This window comes from Dysgonomonas sp. HDW5A (assembly GCF_011299555.1).
Taxonomy (GTDB): Bacteria; Bacteroidota; Bacteroidia; order Bacteroidales; family Dysgonomonadaceae; genus Dysgonomonas_A.
The window spans coordinates 3,837,337-3,858,478 of sequence record NZ_CP049857.1 but is presented as its reverse complement, the minus strand read 5'-3'; the positions used below and the strand labels follow the sequence as shown (position 1 = coordinate 3,858,478).

The 21,142-nt window shown below is 33.6% G+C and carries 14 protein-coding genes and 1 riboswitch; of the genes, 3 read left to right on the top strand and 11 right to left on the bottom strand.

The window, feature by feature from the left end; all coding sequences use genetic code 11:
• Positions 1–23 precede the first annotated feature (23 nt).
• A riboswitch (TPP riboswitch) is annotated at positions 24–111 on the bottom strand.
• A 134-nt stretch (positions 112–245) separates the two neighbouring features.
• The 6 genes from G7050_RS15830 to G7050_RS15805 form a co-directional block, all read right to left on the bottom strand.
• A complete protein-coding gene (locus G7050_RS15830) occupies positions 246–824 on the bottom strand; it encodes a superoxide dismutase (protein WP_166117753.1) in 579 nt (192 codons plus the stop codon).
• Between the two features lie 505 nt (positions 825–1,329).
• Positions 1,330–2,595: a hypothetical protein gene (locus G7050_RS15825; protein ID WP_166117204.1), complete on the bottom strand. Its 1,266-nt coding sequence runs from the start codon at positions 2,593–2,595 to the stop codon at positions 1,330–1,332.
• Positions 2,596–2,619: 24 nt separating this feature from the next.
• Positions 2,620–5,184, bottom strand: coding sequence for a DNA gyrase subunit A (gyrA, locus tag G7050_RS15820; RefSeq protein ID WP_166117202.1), 2,565 nt, complete (start codon positions 5,182–5,184; stop codon positions 2,620–2,622).
• A 226-nt stretch (positions 5,185–5,410) separates the two neighbouring features.
• The gene (secA, locus tag G7050_RS15815) at positions 5,411–8,707 is read right to left on the bottom strand and encodes a preprotein translocase subunit SecA (protein WP_166117199.1); all 3,297 of its coding nucleotides are present in this window, start codon (positions 8,705–8,707) and stop codon (positions 5,411–5,413) included.
• Between the two features lie 49 nt (positions 8,708–8,756).
• A complete protein-coding gene (locus G7050_RS15810; RefSeq protein ID WP_166117197.1) occupies positions 8,757–10,340 on the bottom strand; it encodes an alkaline phosphatase family protein in 1,584 nt (527 codons plus the stop codon).
• A 62-nt stretch (positions 10,341–10,402) separates the two neighbouring features.
• A complete protein-coding gene (locus tag G7050_RS15805; RefSeq protein WP_255499193.1) occupies positions 10,403–11,593 on the bottom strand; it encodes a DUF4105 domain-containing protein in 1,191 nt (396 codons plus the stop codon).
• Between the two features lie 172 nt (positions 11,594–11,765).
• On the opposite strand from G7050_RS15805, the gene G7050_RS15800 reads away from it, so the two are divergent.
• A complete protein-coding gene (locus tag G7050_RS15800) occupies positions 11,766–12,374 on the top strand; it encodes a SagB/ThcOx family dehydrogenase (protein ID WP_166117195.1) in 609 nt (202 codons plus the stop codon).
• 88 nt (positions 12,375–12,462) lie between these two features.
• Here G7050_RS15800 and G7050_RS15795 read toward each other — a convergent pair whose 3' ends face one another.
• The 5 genes from G7050_RS15795 to G7050_RS15775 form a co-directional block, all read right to left on the bottom strand.
• A complete protein-coding gene (locus G7050_RS15795) occupies positions 12,463–13,374 on the bottom strand; it encodes a dihydroorotate dehydrogenase (protein WP_166117193.1) in 912 nt (303 codons plus the stop codon).
• Entirely contained in the window at positions 13,362–14,141 is a 780-nt protein-coding gene (locus tag G7050_RS15790; RefSeq protein ID WP_166117191.1) for a dihydroorotate dehydrogenase electron transfer subunit, read from the bottom strand. The genes G7050_RS15795 and G7050_RS15790 overlap by 13 nt, the downstream gene beginning before the upstream one ends.
• Before the next feature lie 129 nt (positions 14,142–14,270).
• Positions 14,271–14,762, bottom strand: a complete 492-nt coding sequence (locus G7050_RS15785; RefSeq protein WP_166117189.1) for a helix-turn-helix transcriptional regulator — start codon at positions 14,760–14,762, stop codon at positions 14,271–14,273.
• 574 nt (positions 14,763–15,336) lie between these two features.
• Positions 15,337–18,711 (bottom strand): AAA domain-containing protein, encoded by a 3,375-nt coding sequence (locus G7050_RS15780; RefSeq protein ID WP_166117187.1) that lies wholly within the window; start codon positions 18,709–18,711, stop codon positions 15,337–15,339.
• Positions 18,692–19,210, bottom strand: a complete 519-nt coding sequence (locus G7050_RS15775) for a hypothetical protein (protein ID WP_166117185.1) — start codon at positions 19,208–19,210, stop codon at positions 18,692–18,694. The genes G7050_RS15780 and G7050_RS15775 overlap by 20 nt, the downstream gene beginning before the upstream one ends.
• Positions 19,211–19,377: 167 nt before the next feature.
• Between G7050_RS15775 and G7050_RS15770 the strand changes: the two genes are divergently transcribed.
• Both G7050_RS15770 and G7050_RS15765 read left to right on the top strand, forming a co-directional pair.
• Positions 19,378–19,977: a TetR/AcrR family transcriptional regulator gene (locus tag G7050_RS15770; RefSeq protein WP_255499192.1), complete on the top strand. Its 600-nt coding sequence runs from the start codon at positions 19,378–19,380 to the stop codon at positions 19,975–19,977.
• A 60-nt stretch (positions 19,978–20,037) separates the two neighbouring features.
• Entirely contained in the window at positions 20,038–21,012 is a 975-nt protein-coding gene (locus G7050_RS15765; RefSeq protein WP_166117181.1) for a nitroreductase, read from the top strand.
• The last annotated feature ends 130 nt before the right edge of the window (positions 21,013–21,142 follow it).

Here is a 21,142-nt window from a genome sequence, read left to right as displayed (position 1 = left end):
TTTGAAGTAGTATGCAGTGCGCGCTAAAAGCATATCTATTTCCCTCCGCCGGCATTATCCGGATCAGGTTATACGGGTATAATCTCAGCCTTGTGGGCACCCCTAGATCAGGAGGCAAAGATATGAAAGAAAAGATATAAAGCAGACAAGTTTATGTTAAATGTCGTAGGAAAATAGGATAGGGGGGATAAAAAGAAAGCTCCTATAACTAGGAGCTTTCTTTTTAATATATTGTTGACTTATAATTAGTAACGAGCACTAACAACATCCCAATTGATGATTTTCCAAACCTCTGCTAAGTGGTCAGCACGACGATTTTGATAGTCAAGGTAATAAGCATGTTCCCATACATCAATACCTAAGATTGGAGTTAGACCTTTTACAACAGGGTTACTGCCATTAGGTTCTTTTTCGATCGAAAGTTTACCACTGGCATCTTTAGCTAACCAAACCCAACCTGAACCAAATAAACCAGCACCAGCTGTATTGAATTCTTTTTGGAAGTTCTCGAATGAACCAAATTGGGCAGTAATTGCTTCAGCTAATTTTCCTTTTGGAGAACCACCTTTACCAGGGTTTGTAAATGAAGCAAAATAAAGATCATGATTCAAAATTTGACCTGCATTATTAAATATAGCTCCATCGCTTTCTTTAATGATCGTAATTAGATCTGAATTCTCAAATTTAGTTCCCGGTACTAAATTATTCAGATTATTTACATACGTTTGAAGATGTTTACCATAATGTAGTTCTACAGTTTGTTGACTGATAACTGGCTCTAAGGCATTTGTTGCATATGGCAACTTAGGCATTTCAAATTTCATAGCTTTTATACTTTTATTATCGTTATTATTATTTGTTTGATCTTCTACGTTTAAATTTAAACTAAGTAAAGTAATTAGAAAGTAAGATATAATCGTAGTCATAAACTTGTTGTTTTTAATTAAGCGTTATACAAATAAAACAAAACTAAATGATATTTGTTTCAAATCTGCTCTGTTATTTATATAGATTGTTTCTAAGTCTGTATTGATGGGGTATATTCTTTAACATAAATCTTTAGTTAACTTAATGTTGTAAACCCGTCTTAGCTTTTCTTGATTAGAATATCTAAAAGTGTAATTAAACATAATGGTAATTATGTAACTAATGACTATTTTATATTTGACGTCATATTTAAGAACATTTTATTCACGATAATTTAATTTTTTTCAAATATCTACAGTTTAATTTTCGCAGCTATGTGGTCACTGGGCCTACTTAAGCAAAAAAAGAGGCTATCTTTCGGGTAGCCTCCTCTTTATAAAGATATTATATTCTTTTCTGAATTTAATATTTATATTTCTCAAGTTCAGCACTTACAGCTTCGTATTCTTTCTCCATATTTAGATTATAGTATACGTTTTGTAATTTTACTAGCATTGATTTGATTTCTTGTTCGTCTGCTTTGCGACCTTCCAATGATGATTTATATTTCTCCAATAAAGGAAATGCTTTGTTGTATAGATCTTTAGCCTTGTCATCAAGTTCAGCTCTTTCTTTTGCTGTAGAAACGTTTCCTGCTTCTTCTTTCAAGTTTTGCGCTTGAACAATATATGAAACAGCTAAACCTTCTAAGGCTCTTTCACAAGCAGCATCTTTACTTAAAGCAGCCTGATAAGTAGCATCAGCAGTAGCAAAATCTTTCTTTTCTGCAAATAATGAAGCTTTTACGCTATACATATCACATGCCCCTTCGGGATTATTGGCAATAGCTTTATCTAAATATGCAATAGCTTGTTCTGATTTGCCAGCTTTGATATATTGATTTATCAAGTTTGGAACAAAGTATTTATTTTCAGGGAATTTAGCAGCTGCAAGTTCCAACGTTTTTACAAAGTTTACGCTGTCTTTAGTATTTTCATATTCGCTAGCTAAAAGCTCATATACATCACTTTCTTTGTAAGTACTATTAGGTGTAAATGGTTCAGAAAGGATTCTACTTAATAATTGAATAGCTCTTTGATCTTCTTTAGCTTGAATAGCAGTGATAACAGCGTAATATTTAATAGTTTGAAATGTACTATCATTTGTATTTATTTTGTCTTTATCATCAGCAAATACTTGTAAAGATGGTAATTCCCAATATTTTTCAAAAAATATAGATGCTTTGCTATAATCTTGCTTATCATTGTAATATACACCACCATTGATGAAGAATGGATGATTCACTCTCAATGTTGTTGCTATATCTTTTCTGAATTTATTTTTCACTTTACCTTTTTCATCAGGTATTTGTCCTAGTTCATCTGCTTTGATGTAAGGAGCATACGAATTTAAGAGAGCGTCATACATAACATCTTCTTTAAATTCTTTTTGAAGCATTTGATTTGTTCTTTGAGCATCAAAGGCTTTATTTTCAATGTCTCCTGCTACTTTCCAAGTTTCAGCATCATTAGCTGTTTCTGGGTCTGTAAGTGCAGGTTTAATTAGTTCTCGAGCTTCAGTAAAATTGTTCGAGTTCATTTCACTCTTAGCATCTTTTACCGCCTTTTTTTGTGCAAAAGATAGTGCTACTACCATGCACAATGTTGCTGTCAAAAGTACTTTCTTCATCGTTTATTAAAGTTTTAATAATTATTATTCGGCAGAATTTTCTTCGTTCGAAGATATATTGTTCTCATTATTTAATTCATCAGAGATTATTTCATCATCAACAATGATGTCTTCATCCTTCTCAGACATAACTTTACATACTGATGCAATCTGATCATTACGTTTACCTAAATTAATCAGTTTCACACCTTGTGTAGCACGTCCCATAACTCTCAGATTATCAACTTTTACTCGGATAGTTATTCCCGATTTATTAATAATCATCAAGTCATTCTCATCTGTAACATTGCTTATAGAAACAAGTTTACCAGTTTTCTCTGTAATGCTCATGGTTTTAACCCCTTTACCTCCACGGCTGGTGATACGATAAACAGGTTCTCCATCTTCGTCATTCAGTCTGGTACGTTTTCCATATCCTAACTCAGAGACCACCATTATAGTTTCTTCTGGAGCATCTTTAGACATAGCAATCATACCGATTACTTCATCTGTAGGATCTTCATCTATACGCATACCACGTACGCCGGTTGCTGTACGTCCCATTTCACGAACGTCGGATTCATGGAAACGAATAGCTCTACCATTACGATTTGCTATTAAGATTTCACTGTTACCATCAGTCAACAATACTTCGATCACTTTATCGTCTTCACGAATTGTTATGGCATTTACACCATTCTGACGAGGTCTAGAATATGCTGCAAGGCTTGTTTTCTTAATAACACCTTGTTTAGTACAGAATACAAGGAAATGGCTATTTACGAATTCAGTATCATTAAGACCTTTAATTCTAATAAATGCATTTACTTTATCTTCAGCCTCAATATTCAACATGTTTTGAATAGCTCTGCCCTTAGAGTTTTTACTGCCTTCAGGTATATCAAATACTCTTAGCCAATAACATCTACCTTTTTGAGTGAAGAACAACATATAGTTGTGCATAGATGCTGGATAGATATATTCAACAAAGTCCGTATCACGTGTTTCTGAACCTTTAACTCCCACTCCACCTCTATGCTGAGCCTTAAATTCAGATAAAGGTGTACGTTTAATATATCCTAGGTGAGATATTGTTATAATCATCTCGTCATCAGCATAGAAATCTTCCGGATTCATTTCAATATCCGAGTAAACGATCTCACTGCGACGATTATCTCCATATTTATCTCTTACTTCTACCAGTTCATCTTTGATAACTTGCATACAAAGTGCTTCATCATTTAAGATGCTGTTAAGATACTCGATTAGTTTTTGTATCTCTGAATATTCACTGTGTAGTTTATCTTGCTCCAGTCCAGTTAATTGGCGTAAGCGCATCTCTACAATTGCACGAGATTGAATATCAGATAATTGGAATCGGTTGATTAATCCCTCGATTGCTTCTTGTGGAGATTTAGATCCACGTATGATAGCAATTACTTCATCAATATTATCAGATGCAATAATAAGACCCTCCAAAATATGGGCTCTTTCCTGAGCTTTTAGAAGATCGTATTTTGTTCTGCGAATAACAACTTCATGCCTGTGTTCAACAAACAATGAAATCATATCCTTCAAATTCAACATTTGAGGGCGTCCTTTTACCAGAGCAATATTATTAACACTGAAAGAACTTTGTAGGGCGGTAAGTTTGTATAGTTTATTTAGTACAACATTCGCATTGGCATCTCTTTTGATGTCAACAACAATACGCATCCCTGAGCGGTCTGACTCATCATTGACATTACTGATACCATCAATTTTTTTATCTCCTACTAAGTCTGCAATATGCTTGATTAACTCAGCTTTATTAACCTGATATGGAATTTCGGAAACAACAATTTTTTCATGGTTTCCATCCATTTCAATTTCAGCACGTCCACGCATAATAACACGCCCACGTCCTGTTTCAAAAGCATCTTTAACTCCTTGATAACCATAAATGAATCCACCTCCGGGGAAATCAGGAGCCTTCACATATTCCATCAATCCTTCAATATCAATCTCTCTGTTATCAATATAAGCAACAGTTGCATTGATTACTTCAGACATATTGTGAGGAGGCATATTAGTAGCCATACCTACAGCAATACCAGAGGCCCCATTTATCAATAAATTGGGAATACGTGTTGGTAAGACTGTGGGTTCTTTTAAAGTATCATCAAAGTTAAGCTGAAAGTCAACAGTATCTTTGTCGATATCTTTTAGCATTTCTTCTGCAAGTTTGCTAAGGCGAGCTTCGGTATAACGCATAGCAGCAGGAGAGTCTCCATCCACACTACCCATATTACCCTGGCCATCAACTAACAAATAGCGCATACTCCATTCTTGAGCCATGCGAACCATGGCAAAATATACGGATGAATCACCATGCGGGTGGAACTTACCTAAGACTTCCCCTACAATTCTCGCAGATTTTTTATAAGGCTTATTTGATGTGTTTCCTAATTCACTCATACCGAAAAGAATACGGCGGTGTACAGGTTTAAATCCATCTCTAACATCGGGTAAAGCACGACCTACAATCACAGACATTGAATAATCAATGTATGCCGATTTCATTTCGTCCTCGATGTTAATTCTAATAATTCTATCTTCCTGATCTATCATTAAAGATAAGTTTTAATATAATATTTTTTTATTTGTTTCCTTTTATTGCTAAAGCCTTACTGACTTTAAAAACCCTGCTAAATTACAAAAAAACTTTCAATTTTGGAAACATTTCCACACAAAGTAAAGGTTCCGGATGAAGATTGTAATAAAAAAGAGAGGAGTCTTATATTGCTTATTTTTAGCAATATAAGACTCCTGTATATCTCAGAAGATAACTTAATGATTAAACTTCATCTTGTCCGTGGCAATTTTTGTATTTTTTGCCACTGCCACAGAAGCAAGGATCATTTCTACCTAACTTTTTCTCAACTCTTATCGGAGCTTGTTTAGGTTTTTTATTCTCTTCTTTTGGAGCTTGTTCTTCGTCTATATCTTCTTTTTCTGTTTTGTATTTGCTGAAGTCGGTCTTTTCTTCAACTTTAGCTTCCTGTACTTCTTCAGATTGGCGAACCGGTATTTGACCACGCATCAAAATAGCTACAGCTTTCTTATTGATACTGTCAACCATTGTTTTGAACAAACTGAAAGATTCAAGTTTGTAAATTAATAGTGGATCTTTTTGTTCATAACTTGCATTTTGTACCGAATGACGCAGTTCATCCATCTCACGCAAGTGTTCTTTCCATTGTTCGTCTATTGTATGTAGAAGAATTGATTTTTCGAATGATTTAATAACTCCTTTAGAACCTGTTTCGTAAGCCTCTTTCAAGTTACAAGTAACATTATAGATACGCTTACCGTCAGTAATTGGAATTAATATATTTTCGAAGTTTCCTCCTTGATTCTCATATACATCTTTAATTACAGGATTAGCAATTTCTGCCAGTCTGTCCATTCTGTGTTTAAAATTCTTCACAGCATGCTCATAAACGATATCTACAAGCTTATCGGGTCTTGCTGATCTGAATGTAGCTTCATCAATAGGACATTCCATTGATAATACACGAAGTATTTCTATTTTCAAACCTTCATAGTCCTGACTTTCTGCGTATTGTTCTGTAATTGAGCTGGCAGAATCGAAAAGCATATTTATAATGTCTATGCCAATACGTTCTCCCATAAGGGCGTGGCGACGACGTTTGTAAATAACCTCACGTTGAGAGTTCATTACATCATCATATTCTAACAGACGTTTACGAATACCAAAGTTATTTTCTTCAACTTTCTTCTGAGCACGTTCAACCGATTTGCTCAACATATTATGCTCAAGAACTTCTCCTTCTTTGAATCCCATTCTGTCCATTAGACTGGCAATACGCTCAGTAGCAAATAAACGCATCAATTGGTCTTCTAATGAAACAAAGAATACAGATGAACCCGGGTCTCCTTGACGTCCTGCACGACCACGTAACTGACGGTCAACACGACGAGATTCGTGTCTTTCAGTACCTAAAATAGCTAAACCACCTGCAGCTTTAACTTCTGGGGAAAGCTTAATGTCGGTACCACGACCTGCCATATTTGTCGCAATTGTAACAGCACTAGTTTGTCCGGCTAGAGCTACAATTTCGGCTTCTCTCTGGTGTAACTTAGCATTCAGTACATTATGCTTGATTTTGCGTTGAGTAAGCATTCTACTCAATAATTCAGATATTTCTACAGAAGTTGTACCAACTAGAACAGGACGTCCTTTTGATGTAAGATCTTCTACTTCTTGAATTACTGCTGCATATTTCTCACGTTTTGTCTTATAGATACGATCATTCATATCTTGACGAGATATAGGGCGATTGGTTGGAATTACCACAACATCTAGTTTGTAGATATCCCATAGCTCACCAGCTTCTGTTTCGGCAGTACCCGTCATACCTGACAGTTTATTGTACATACGGAAATAATTTTGCAGGGTAATAGTCGCAAAAGTCTGAGTAGCAGCTTCTACTTTTACTTGTTCTTTAGCTTCTATAGCTTGGTGTAATCCATCAGAATAGCGACGACCGTCCATAATACGACCGGTTTGCTCATCAACGATCATTACTTTGTTATCAATAACAACGTATTCATCGTCCTTTTCAAATAAAGTATATGCTTTAAGTAACTGATTAACTGTGTGAACACGCTCTGATTTGACACTGTAGTTTTGCATCAATTCATCTTTTTGTTCCGCTTTTTGCTCATCAGTAGTATTGGCATTTTCTATTTCAGCCATTTGAGCACCAATATCTGGAAGAACAAAGAAATGAGGGTCATCCGAATTACCGGTCAAAAGATCGATACCTTTATCAGTTAACTCAATGCTGTTATTTTTTTCATCAATAACGAAGTACAAATCATCAGTAACAATATGCATATTACGCATTTGTTCTGACATGTAGTGCTCTTCTGTTTTAAGCATTGCCGATTTAATACCGGGTTCACTTAAAAATTTGATAAGAGGTTTGTTTTTAGGTAAACCTTTATATGATCTGTATAACAATAGAGCTCCTTCTTCTTGTACTTTAGAATCAGAAGAAGACATTTTTGACTTAGCTTCAGCAAGAAGTTTTGTACAAAGATCTCTTTGTGTTTTTACGATAATTTCTACACGGGGGCGAAATTCGTCAAACATTTGAATCTCACCTTTAGGTATTGGTCCCGAAATGATAAGAGGTGTACGTGCATCATCAATTAGCACAGAGTCAACCTCGTCGACAATCGCATAGTTATGCTTGCGTTGTACCAAGTCTGAAGAGCTGATAGCCATATTGTCACGAAGGTAGTCAAATCCAAATTCGTTATTTGTTCCAAATGTAATATCGGCTTGATAAGCTTTGCGGCGACCTTCAGAGTTAGGTTGGTATTTATCTATACACTCAACAGATAAACCATTGAACATATATAGAGGTCCCATCCATTCCGAGTCACGTCGTGCCAAGTAGTCATTTACTGTTACCAAATGAACACCATTTCCGGTAAGAGCATTCAGGAAAACAGGAAGTGTACCCACTAAGGTTTTTCCTTCTCCGGTAGCCATCTCTGCAATTTTACCTTTATGAAGAACAACCCCTCCGAATAACTGCACATCATAATGGATCATATCCCAGGTAATTTCATTACCTCCGGCCATCCAATGGTTCTGATAAATCGCTTTATCTCCTTCAATGCGTACAAAGTCTTTTGTTTCTGCAAGTTCTCTATCAAAATCGGTTGCAGTAACTACAATTTCTTCATTTTGAGTAAAACGACGAGCAGTGTCTTTTACAATAGAAAATGCTTCCGGTAAAATTTGATCTAGTACAGTTTCGTATTTATCGGTAACTTCTTTTTCTAATTTGTCTATTTGTGCCCAGATATCTTCTCTTTGGTCGATGTCAATATCTTCGATTCCTGATTTAAGTTCAGCTATTTTATTTTTTTCTGCTGAAACAAAATCTTGTATCGTTTTCTTAAGTTCTTCGGTTTTAGCTCTTAATTCATCATTAGATAGAGCCTCTATGGCCGGGTATGCAGCTTTTATCTTTTCCACATAAGGTGTGATATGCTTTGCATCTCTTGTAGATTTATTGCCAAAAAGTTTGGCTAGAATGTCATTAAATCCCATATATATTGTTTGTTATTATTTTAAAGTTTTTAATAGTGAGTTTCATTTCTTAAAGAAACTCGGGTAATGGTTGGTCTTTAGCGGCATTAGGAGAGCGTATACGTAAAATACGGCATACCGTTGGTGCTATTTCTGTTGCTTTAATTGTTCTTTTTATTTTCTCCGGTTTAATATTATAACCAAAGAAAATTGCGGGGCAAACTACAGCAGTCTCTCGTTGTATTTTTTTTAATGACGAGGGATTTTGCTCATCTATAATCTGATATCCGGGGCGAATCTGGATTATAATATCTCCTGAAATATCTTTGTCTAAGATATTTCGATAAGCCTGCATATTAGAGTCTGTCTTTCCTGTAAGAAGTCGTATAGATGTTGTTGCATCTTGTACTCCGGTGAATTGGACTACAAATTCGGAAGCTTTATTTTGAATTTCCTCTAAGCTGATATTTTTGCTTTCTATCAGTTTTCGGTTCAGATATATTTGTTGATTGTGATATTTCTCTACCCACTGTTCTTTACCATATATAGCCATGAGGTACATATTGAGTAAAGCCTCGCATCTGTTGGTATAGAATATACCTGCTGAAGACCGTACATTATCGGTACTAACTACATTGGAGCTATAGTATCCTGTAGAAGTAACAAAGATTAAAGTATTTTGTAGACCAACAGTCTTTTCAACTTGATCCAATAATGTAGCTATTTCTCTGTCTAATCGAGCATATGTATCTTGTATCTCGTATGAATATTCGCCATCGGATGATGCCGAGAAATTTCCTGCATAATATGTCAGAGCCAGAAAGTCAGGACGTGAGCGTTTTCCCATATCAGCTTTTTGCATCAATGTTATAGCTGTCTTGGTTATATTCTCGTTGGCGAAAGGAGATTCTTTAAATAATTGGAATGAATTATCTGCTTTTAGTAATTTATTGCTAAAACTAACAGCTTCACTTCCATAGGGAAATAAATTATATCTGTCAGTGCTTAGTAACGGCTGCCAAACAAGTGTATTTATTCTGCTCGGATAGATATTCGATCTGTTTTCTTGTTCTACGCTCCAATCGAAGTCTTTAAAATAGGTCGATGTAGCCCATTTTCCGGAATAGTCTTCGATCCAATATGCTCCGTTAGCAGCATGTCCGGCAGAAATTAGTGCCTGAAACGAATTTGGAGCAAAACTATATATATCGGATCTTCCTTTAGATGCAATTTTCAGTTCATCGGTAATAGTTCCTACACGTAAAGCGGCAGGAGAAAGCTTTTCTTTGGTATAATTTCCAAGGAAAGCATTATCTTCAAAAATAGAAACTTCTGAATTTCTGTCAGGTAGAAAGCGTTTACTATAAATTATTCCGTGATGAGAAGGGTTTGTACCTGTATATAGCGTGGCAATCGAGGAGGCTTCATTGAGATTTGGAAAATCAAATACCATATTCTGATATACCAAACCGTCATTTAAGAGTCTTTTAAATCCTCTTTCAGAGAAAGTATGCTGAAATAGTTCGAGATAATCAGCCCGTAACTGGTCAATAGTTATGCCAATCACCAACTTTGGAGTTTCTCTCAAAGCTGTTTGCGATTGTATAGATGTCACTGTAAGTACAGCTACAAGGGATGTTATTATTCTTATCATTAAACTATCAAGCTAATCTTTTTATTCCTCTATAATTATGTAATTTATTTAATTATAGAGGATTAAGATTTTTTTTTATATTGTAATACATTCACTCCCGATCGTATACATAGGGAAAGGATGTATGGAATAAAAGCTAACTCCAGATACTGTGGTATCAAAAACCAAGCCAAAAGCAGCAGTATCAATGCTGCAAAGTTAATAAAATGATAGTAGTACACATATTTTGAGAGCAGTTTTATTAAAAAGAAAAATGCGAATAGTAATTGAAGTGGATTTAACCATATAATATTCCAGTTTGGATTGGTACAGGGGTGTGTAGAAAAGAACATCAGAAAGAATATTATGCATCCGGCAATACCTGCTACAGCAAACAAAAGAGTATCGAATATACTCCCAATTAAGATGTTATTTTTTTTATAGGATAATACTGAAATTATCAAAGTAAAAACTAATAATAAACAACCAATAACAAAGGGTGGATCTATTAGTATAAATGTGTCATTTTTAGGAGAAATAGATATATCCACCTGTTCAGATAAAAGAGGGCGATTACTACCATCTGCATTTTTTATGGTTGCTTGAGTATAAGCATCCATTAAGTATAAAGGCAAAAAATCTTTTTGTCTATCTGTTATTTCTTTATCAGCACCAGCTCCAATAACTAAATCAATCCCAAAACGTATCCATGGTTTTGACCAAACGCATTCATGGACTAAGTCTCTGTATGTTTGCTTATTATTTGTTGGATTATAGTGAATAATTCCTTCAATATTATTTTCGATTATATCTCTTGGACGAGTTGAGCAATTGTCATAGAAGTAGTTATATCTATAAACTCGGTTTTCGGGTAAGCTGTTTATAACTAGAGCATCAAATATATTTTGTTTCTCTTTTTGGGTTATATTTAATGTTTGCTGAGTAACTCCAACACCTCTTAATTTATATTCTTCTATATATCTGTTGAAGTTTTCGGCTCCAACCATATAATCGGTTTCGCCTTTTATAAACCGAAACATAAAATTAGGAGTATCAAAACTGAATAATCCGTAATTGAATACAACATCAAATTGATTAACAGGATCTTCAATTCTTATGGCGGTATGTCCGAATATGGCGTAAACCTCTTTATCCCAAGGAGAACTAGTTAGCAAGCTAATTTTTGCTGAATCAGATAATTGTACCTGTTGAGCTTCTATATGTTGTATGCTGATACAAAACAGCAGTATGATGTAAAATATTTTTTTTATCACTATTTGTAATTGAATATGTGAAATACAAAGATAATGTATATCTGTATATGACAAACTTCTTAATTATATAAAAAATGTACATCGAAAAATAACAAAAGGAAATACATCAAGATGTATTCTCTTAATAAAAGCATATTTTTGTATATCTAATTTATAAAAAAAAGAAAGAAACATGAAACATTTACTAATTGCTATTTGCTTATTTGCATCAGCTTTATTCGCTTGTGCTCAGCAAGAAATCATAGAATTACCAGCTCCAGTAAAAACAGGAGGTAAACCATTATTTGTAGCATTGAATGACAGACAGTCATCAAGAGATTTCTCAGGTAAGGAACTAGACAATCAGACCTTGTCTAATTTGCTTTGGGCTACTAACGGATTTAATCGCCCTGACAAAAGAACAGCACCTTCGTCTCAAGATCGTCAGGAGATTGATGTGTATGTGATGTTTAAAGACGGTGTTTATTTTTATGATGCTAAAGAAAATAAACTAAAGTTGCATGTTAAAGGCGATTTAAGAGATGGTCTCGGTTCACAAGCTTATGTAAACGATGCTGCTGTAAATTTAGTATTTGTGGCTAATCTGGATAAAGCATCAAATAGAGAAGCTGCTTTTATTGATACAGGTTATATTTCTCAAAATGTATATCTTTTCTGTGCATCTGAAGGTTTGGGTACTGTTGCCAGAGGTTCATTCAGCAGAGCAAAATTACCTCCTGCCTTAAAATTGACAGATAAACAGGAAGTAACATTGGTACAAGCTGTAGGATATCCTAAATAATTGATATATAAATGTATATAGAATAAAAAAGGTTGCTTATCGGCAACCTTTTTTATTTTATCTTAATAAGTGTTTTGTTTACAGATGTTTATGATTTTAGTTGACCAACTAGATCATTAATATTTTTAATATTATGTTGATCCATGTATGCTAATATACCATCTAATACTTTAACTGATATAGTTGGGTCAATAAAGTTATATGTTCCGATTTGAATAGCTGATGAACCGGCAAGTATAAACTCGATAGCGTCCTGCCATGATGATATACCTCCCATACCTATTACAGGGATTTTTACGGCATTATATGTCTGCCAAACCATACGTAGTGCTATTGGCTTAACGCAAGGCCCTGATAAGCCTCCTGTGACTGTCGATAAAATAGGTTTTTGTTTATTTATGTCAATAGCCATTCCTAGTAGTGTGTTGATCAAGGATACTGCATCAGCTCCTTCAGATTCAACGGCACGTGCTATCTCTGTAATATCAGTAACATTAGGAGATAGTTTGACTATTATTGTTTTGTCGTATGCTTTTCTTACAGCCTTTACAACTTCTGCTGCAGAGCAAGCCGAAGTTCCGAAAGCCATACCGCCTTCTTTTACATTCGGACAGGAGATATTTAATTCTATTCCGGGAACTTTATCCAAATGATTTAGTCTGGCTGCACATTCAGCATAATCTTCAAGGGTAGAACCTGATACATTAACTATGATATGAGTATCAAAATCTTTTATTTCGGGATAAATATTCGAAACAAAGTAGTCTACACCTTTATTCTGTAAGCCTACAGCATTAAGCATTCCCGAAGGGGTTTCTGCCATTCTCGGATAATCATTGCCCTGACGATCATGTAAAGTAGTTCCCTTCACGCAGATTCCTCCAAGTTTCGATAGATCAATAAAATCCGCATATTCTTTTCCATAACCAAAAGTACCCGATGCTGTCATTACAGGGTTCTTAAGACTCAGGTTACCTATATTTACTCTTAGCTTATCCATTTCAATTCTTTAATATTGAACACCGGTCCTTCTGTACATACGCATACATTACCTCGTTGGGTATTTTCGATGCAGCAAAGACATACGCCAAAACCGCAAGCCATTGTGTTTTCTAGTGAAACCTCACAATTGATCTGCTTTTTATGAGCATAATTTGCCACAGCCATCATCATAGGCTTAGGTCCACAAGTATATATATGTGTAAAATTCTTTTTCTCTAAAACTGAATGATTAGTTACATAGCCTTTTTCGCCGTGGCTGGCATCTTCTGTAGTAGTATATACCTCTCCATATTTAGCAAATTCATCTAACTGAAGAAGATCTTCCGAAGAACGTGCTCCGAGGAGAAAGTTGGGCTTGAAGCCTTGTTGTTTTAACTGAGCCCCTAAATATAACATAGGTGCAGTACCTACGCCACCACCAATCAATAAGAGTTCGCTATTCGTATTTTCAGGCGATGTAAACGAATTTCCAAGAGGAAGTAACAAATTTACGATATCTCCTTTTTGATATTCAGCCATTCGCTTTGTGCCATCACCAATCTTTTGGATTAATAACCAAAGCTCATTTTTAGACTTATCTATAAAATTAACAGATATAGGACGTCTGAGAAAAGTAGTAGGAGAATCAGCTACATGAACTTCTACAAATTGTCCGGGGTACATTTCTGGTAGTATAGCTCCATCAGTAGTTGATAATTTGAGAAGGCTATAATTTTGATTTAGCTGATCATTGTTGACAATAATCAAATCAAGCATTTTTTTCATTTGCACAAATTTTCTAAGATCTGAGACCTTTTTTATTGCTTTGGTTAGTATAATTACTACAAGAATTAAAAATCACACAAAGTTAATCAAAACTTATGCTTTTTCAGAATAAAGGGTTTAAGAAAATTGTCATTGGCCGGGAGTAAAAGCTTCAAAAGTATTATCAGTGTAATAAATTATTATCTGTTTAACTTTTTTTGAAGGGGCTTCTTTGTATATAATTCTTTCGTTTATAGCCGATTGTGGTTCTTTTTGATAGGTGTCAACTATATTTTCCTTGCGATATTTCAGATTTTCCGAGTCTTTGGTCGAATATACTGAATTCTCATTCTCTTGAGATAGTTGTGAAAATAAATCAGGTAAGCTATTCTGATTTTTGATATCACTATCACTGCTATGACTACTTATCTCACTTTTGTACATATTACCTGAACCAGTTAATAACCATTGTGAATCAATATCGGGCATTTGAGTAAGAATGCGGGTAATGACATCCAGGCTAGGATTGTTTCTACCATTTAATATATGAGAAATTACCGCTCTACCAATCTGTAGGCTATCGGCAAATCGGGCTGGAGTCATATTTTCCGATTCCATTATCTTTTTAATGCGCTCTTTCATACCTTATTTTATCTATAAGATGTAAACATATGTAACTATACAAATGTATAACAAATATTTCACAAAAATAAATAGCTTCCGTGTATATTTGTATACATCAATAGTGTTTAGATGTAAATTTAAATTTATATATTATTGTATACAGAACTAAATTGTTATGAAGTATATATTTATATTATATATATAAAATATTAGTTATTATATTAATAAGTTATATAAAATGACTTTAGTTCCTTATATACAAGTGGTAGTAAGGAATAAGAGCTTTTTTATTAAACTTATTATTTATGTTTATATATTTAATAGTCTAATAAATAGATATATAGTTTTAATTAATTAACTGTTTATTTCAATTTACATTAGTGTAATTTACGTATGTATTTCCGATTTACATTAGAATAATACTATAAATTATTTAATCACATAAATATATAATACACAAATGTGCTTCAATTGTTTTTCGATACAAATGTGTATTTTACTCAAGTTAAACATTTGTATACTTTTAATTTAGTCGAAAAATAGAATGATTTACAATATGGAGGATATTATAGGAGTATTGATCTGAAGAAGATTATAATGAATTTATATATTCAAGTAGATTTTTGTAAATAGGATTTTGAGCTAGTATATATTCATTGCCAAGTAAAAAAAGTTGCTGTCTGGCACGAGTTATCGCAACATTAAGCTTTCGATCTACAGTTTTATCACTATTTAAATTACAGAAGAAATCAAGCTGGTATGGTTTATTCATGCAGAATGATAAGATTATTATTTCACGCTGACTTCCTTGATAACGCTCAACGGTATCTATCATAATATTTTGAAGCTCAGGAATTCTGGTTTCGTGTAGTTGGTGCTTTATTAAAGCAATTTGATTTCGATAAGGAGTTATAATTCCCAGTGTTTTAAGAGGATCAAAGTTTAGATTATTATTTTTGTATGTCTGTAATATGGACTTTGATAATTCAACTGCTATTTCACTTTCTTTGTAGTTAATCTTATCACTCGATCCATTATTATAATCTATACAATTAATAAAATCAAGTCGTTTTTGACTAACTATTTGGTCGTAAACATTCTGATTATCAGTTATCTTAAAAGATAAAGATTCTTTTTGCCATACACTAGCCGGTAAAAGGACATCGTTATAGAATTTCTTATTGGGGAACTCAGCTAATGCCTGATGCATACGTCCTTGATATATTAATGTATCGTATGCATGCTCCCACTTGTTTGCTTGACAAGCTCTGTAAAGGCGCTCAAATAGAGATTCTCCACAGTCTAATAATTTTATTATGTTTAATTCTTTATTGTTGGATTGTGATTTATCTTGATTTTGTAATGTGATTGTCGATAGCTGCTTATGATCACCTATCATAATAAATTTTTCAACCTTAGGAAGTATTCCTATGATCTGAGGTTCAAGTATTTGAGATGCTTCATCTATTATAGAAAGATTGAAATATTTTATATCAAATAATTCAGGTTTTGCTGTAATAGAAGCAAGTGTTCCTATAAATATTCTTTGCTTATTTATAATTTCTCGAAGTTCGTCCCTACTCTTTGCCTTATCAGCTATGTTTTGTAACAATCTGTGCCTGTAATGCTGATCGCATGAAAGCTCGGTTCCTATACGGATATAATTGTCACATTCTTTATTATTACAGCTAAATGCGTGATTTATAGATTCACATAATTCATCTACAGCTCTATTGGTGTAAGCAATTATGAGAATATTATCCTCTGTATTGTTGTAATAATGCTCAATTAATCGACGGGCAAATATGGATGTTTTTCCGGTTCCGGGAGGGCCTACAATTAAAAAATAATCTTCTGATGCAATTGCTTTTTTTATTATGAGATTCTGCTTTTCTAATATAGTAATCTCTTTATCAGATGTTTGATGATCTGATTCTTTAGATTGAGGCTCTTTAAGTCCTAATACTATTTCACGTTTGTTAGTTGGTGAAGATATAAAAGTATATAAACTTTTATACATATTATTATAAGCATGGTCTAGTTTGTCATGCTCAATCGCCCAGGAAGAGTATTTATTGAAATAAGTTTTATTTTTTTGTTTATATCGAAATCTCAAAAGGATATGTGTAGGGGTAATTTTAGCAATTGTCCCTTTTAATATCTGATTGGTTAATACCGAATCGGTTATTTCTTCATGTGGATATAGTATGCAAATTTCACCTTCCCTAAAGTTAATAAAATCTGAAGATGAACTTCTCTCAAAAAGAATTTTCATATCCCGTCCTGTATCGTCAATCTCTTTTATTTTGAGATCAGATATTAAATCAAAAGAATCTATTCGATCATTAAATTCTGTATTCCAAAGACTTGCAGTCGATTTGTTGGACTCGAAATGATCATCTCCTATTTTTTGAATATACAATTCTCTAGCTAAAAATATGATATATCTGAAAAAATATTTCTTTTCTATATCTGAAATACTTGAGATTACTTTATGAAAATCTGCTATTTGATCAATGAAGAAAGCAGGAGTTTTACCATAGTTATCTAAATTACATATATCAGAAAATAATTTCTCCACAGTTTCATAATTACCTACATACAGATCATGTTCTGTAGCAACAATGAGATTCCGAAGATTAATTATTTCTTTCTCTAAAGTTTTATATACTACAGCTAAACGAAGGTTTTCTCCTGAATTTTCGGCAGCGGAATATAAGATGGCAGATGTAATCTTCTTTTCATCATAGCCATAAACACTTTGAATTATTAACCGATAAATGGCAGTTTGTACTTCGTGGTTGATCGCTATTTTACCTGTCTCTTCTTTTGGATAAGGTAATCCTCCCGATTTTAATTCTATGATTTGGATATTGTCAGATTTAGAATCAGGTAATTGTAATAAATCTAATCGTCCTTGAAATCCAAATTTTTCACTGAAGAAAGATGGTTCCAGAGTACATTTTTCTGCATCTATATTATTCTGAGGGAAATCATGAGTTATGACGCGTTTGATATTTGTGAACTGAGTTCGAGCCTTTGTCATAAAAGTCCGGAAATCTGCAGTCTGTTTGATATCATTACAACTTGTAAATTCGAACGGTTTTTGCTTGAATCCTTTTAAGAATATATCATTGAATTCGAGCGATTCGGGATTATCTGAAAATATAAATTCATCTAGAAAAAAGTTAGCTAAATTTCCTAAAAGTATATGTTGAGAATTAGGTGTTTGCTCAAATTTTCGCCGGAAATAATGTAAATGGGATCTGCCATAATTTTGAAAACATTCTGCTATTGCTGATGCATCAATCAGGTAATCGGGTTCTAAAACTATAAAGTGTGGAATATAGTTTCCATCATTGTCTAATTTACATTCCAATAAATTGAGCTGTGCCCCTATCCATAAACGACTTATAGTGGGATTAAAAGTATCATTGATATTCTTGACATTGTATTTAATCCTGATTGTGGAGTTCGATATAGAGTTGCTGACACCTATTACAAATTCATTATCCCAATCTATTTCAACTACTTGTATACGTAAATAGGTAAGATTGGTAATTATTCTCTCTTCCTCTATTTGTGTATTCTCTTCATATTTACAAGTCGGGATATCAGAGTAAATGAACGATATAAATTCAATTAGGCTCTTATAGCCGGAGTCATATTGTCTTTCAGAGACAGTATTTTTTTCATTTTTTAAAAGAAAAGATGCTTTTACCCTTATGTTTTGTAGCTGCCATTCTAATCCTTTGGGTAGATTGTAGCTTTGAGAAATGTAAACTATGCGTGAAAATAATGAAGGAAACTGCAAAGAGTCTTTTGTTGTAATCTCTTTGCAGTTTCTTTCTAATATTCGTTTTAAGTGAATATACTTTTCACGAAGAGAGATTTTCGAATTATTGTTTTCTTCAATTTCCGATATAATCTCGTGTATTTTTTTTTCGTTATTCTCTAACAAGTACATCTAAATTATGACACAATGTGATATATAAGCTTCCCTGACTCATTCGTGACCAGCCACTAACAGAGACATTAATCTGTCCTCTTTCATTCAACAATTTCATAGCTCGATACATGAAATCAATATATGCCGGATCGTTTTGGAAAGTAATACTTTGTCCTGTTGCTGTTGCGTTGTATCTATAGTTTGTTAAAATAAGCGTTATACCGTTAACTGTAATGTCATAAATTATGAAGTCATCATTTCTGGTTATGTCCCCATCTAATAATAACCAGGCATTTTTTGTTTCGATGTCAATGATAGAAGATTGTGATTGATTAATGTTTCTAATATCTCCTATGCGGATTGTTCCGCTAGTGGTGAAATTTCCATTTCTTGTTATAGCGGGTAATTCATAATCAAAAGTTGATGAAGCCCAATAATCATTATTTTTTTCACAAGAGGTGAATCCAAGTCCAATGATTAGTACTAATAGTGTGTAAATAAAAAAACTTCTTTTCATTGTAGTATAATAAATAATTTAAGAGGACAAATATAGTAAAAAGAGACGATGCAGACAGCGTATATTATTTATGATTGATATGTCTTAATGTTTTTCCTGAAAATACTTGCATGTTACCGGCGAGTTACATATATTTGTTACCGAATAGTAACATTGGGAGGTTTGGTATGAAAAATATTAATAATGAGAAAGATAGGGGATTAACAGCAAGGAGATTATTAGATGCTGTTGGTGAAATAATTATTAAAGATGGTTTTGATAAGGTTGGGGTGAATGCAATTGCTTCTAAAGCAGGTGTTTCTAAAGTTTTGATATATCGCTATTTTGGGTCAGTAGATAATATGATTGTAGAATATCTCTCTCAGAATGACTTCTGGATAAATTTTACTGTGGATTTCCCGAAAGATGAAAACCTCAAAGGGTTTATAAAAAAGATGTTTCGTGATCGAATCCACCAATTGAGAAATAACAAGTTGGAGCAAGAGTTGTATCGGTGGGAATTGACAAGTCATAATAGTGTGATTGAAAAACTAAGGTTGAAACGAGAAGCTAAAGGAATAACCTTGATAACTATAGTTAGCCAATTGTCAAAACATCCTCAGGAGGAGGTTGCTGCAATAGCGACTTTGCTGAGTGCTGCAATTAGCTATCTGGTTCTTCTTAGCGACAATTGTTCTATGTATAATGGAGTAGATTTACAAAGCGATAAGGGTTGGGAACAGCTTGCTTGTGGTATCGATCTGCTGGTTGACAAGTGGTATAATTGATAAAATAAAGAAGATATGAGAGTTAAAATTTTTCTTTTTATAAATTTAATAGTGTGCTTAATGAACGCTCAAAATTCAGATTATATAAAAATGGTGGAAGCTGCAATAAAAGCCCCTTCCGGTCATAATTCGCAGCCTTGGTTTTTCCAATTGGAGGACAGTGCTATAAATATTTTACCTAATATGGAAGAGATTTTGCCTATTGTTGACAAATCGAACAGGGAGTTATTTATAAGTTTAGGTGCTGCCACTGAAAACCTATGCATTGAAGCTTCTGTCCTCGGCTATGATTCAAATGTAGAGATCGATGAAACTAATAAAAAAATAGTAGTTCACTTGAATAGAGGTAATAGTATTATCGCTGATTCCTTGCATAAATCAATAGAAAGTCGTCAGACGAATCGAAAACTATACAATAATAAAACGGTATCGGATGATATAATATTAAATTTGAATAACCTACCTCTGACTGATGATATTAATAGGTATATTATATCTAAGAATGATTCGATGTTCAATATTTTAAAGTCCTATATCGAGAAAGGTAACGAGGTACAGATGAGTGATAAAGCTTTTAAAGATGAACTATTGAACTGTATGCGTTTTAATAATACTGAAGTAAAAAAGAATCCTACCGGATTGACTTATAAAACTATGGGAGCTCCGGCTATGCCTTCATTTGTCTCAAAACTTATTATAAAATCTTATCTCAAACCGAATAAACAAAATAAAGGGGATTTGAAAAAGATTGAATCGTCTTCGCATTTAGTTTTATTTACCACAAAGAACAATACATTGCGTGAATGGGTTGATTTGGGGCGCCATCTTCAGCGTTTTCTATTGACTACTACTCAGCAGAATATAGCAAATGCCTATATGAACCAACCTTGCGAAATTGATGAATTAGCTTTGGAGATACAAAAGAATGTTGGTCAAATCAAAGGCGAATACCCTACTCTACTTTTGCGTATTGGGTATGCTGAGCCAACTCCATTCTCTCCTCGTAAAAAAGTAAATGATGTTATAATTGAATGATTTTAATTATTAGTATAGGCTGGGCTAGAGTACTAATTAATAAACATTTATAGTGTACAATGTAAATCGGTATATTCAAAAAAAGATTTTGGGTGGTTTACTCGAATTTATTTATATAATTTTGACATGA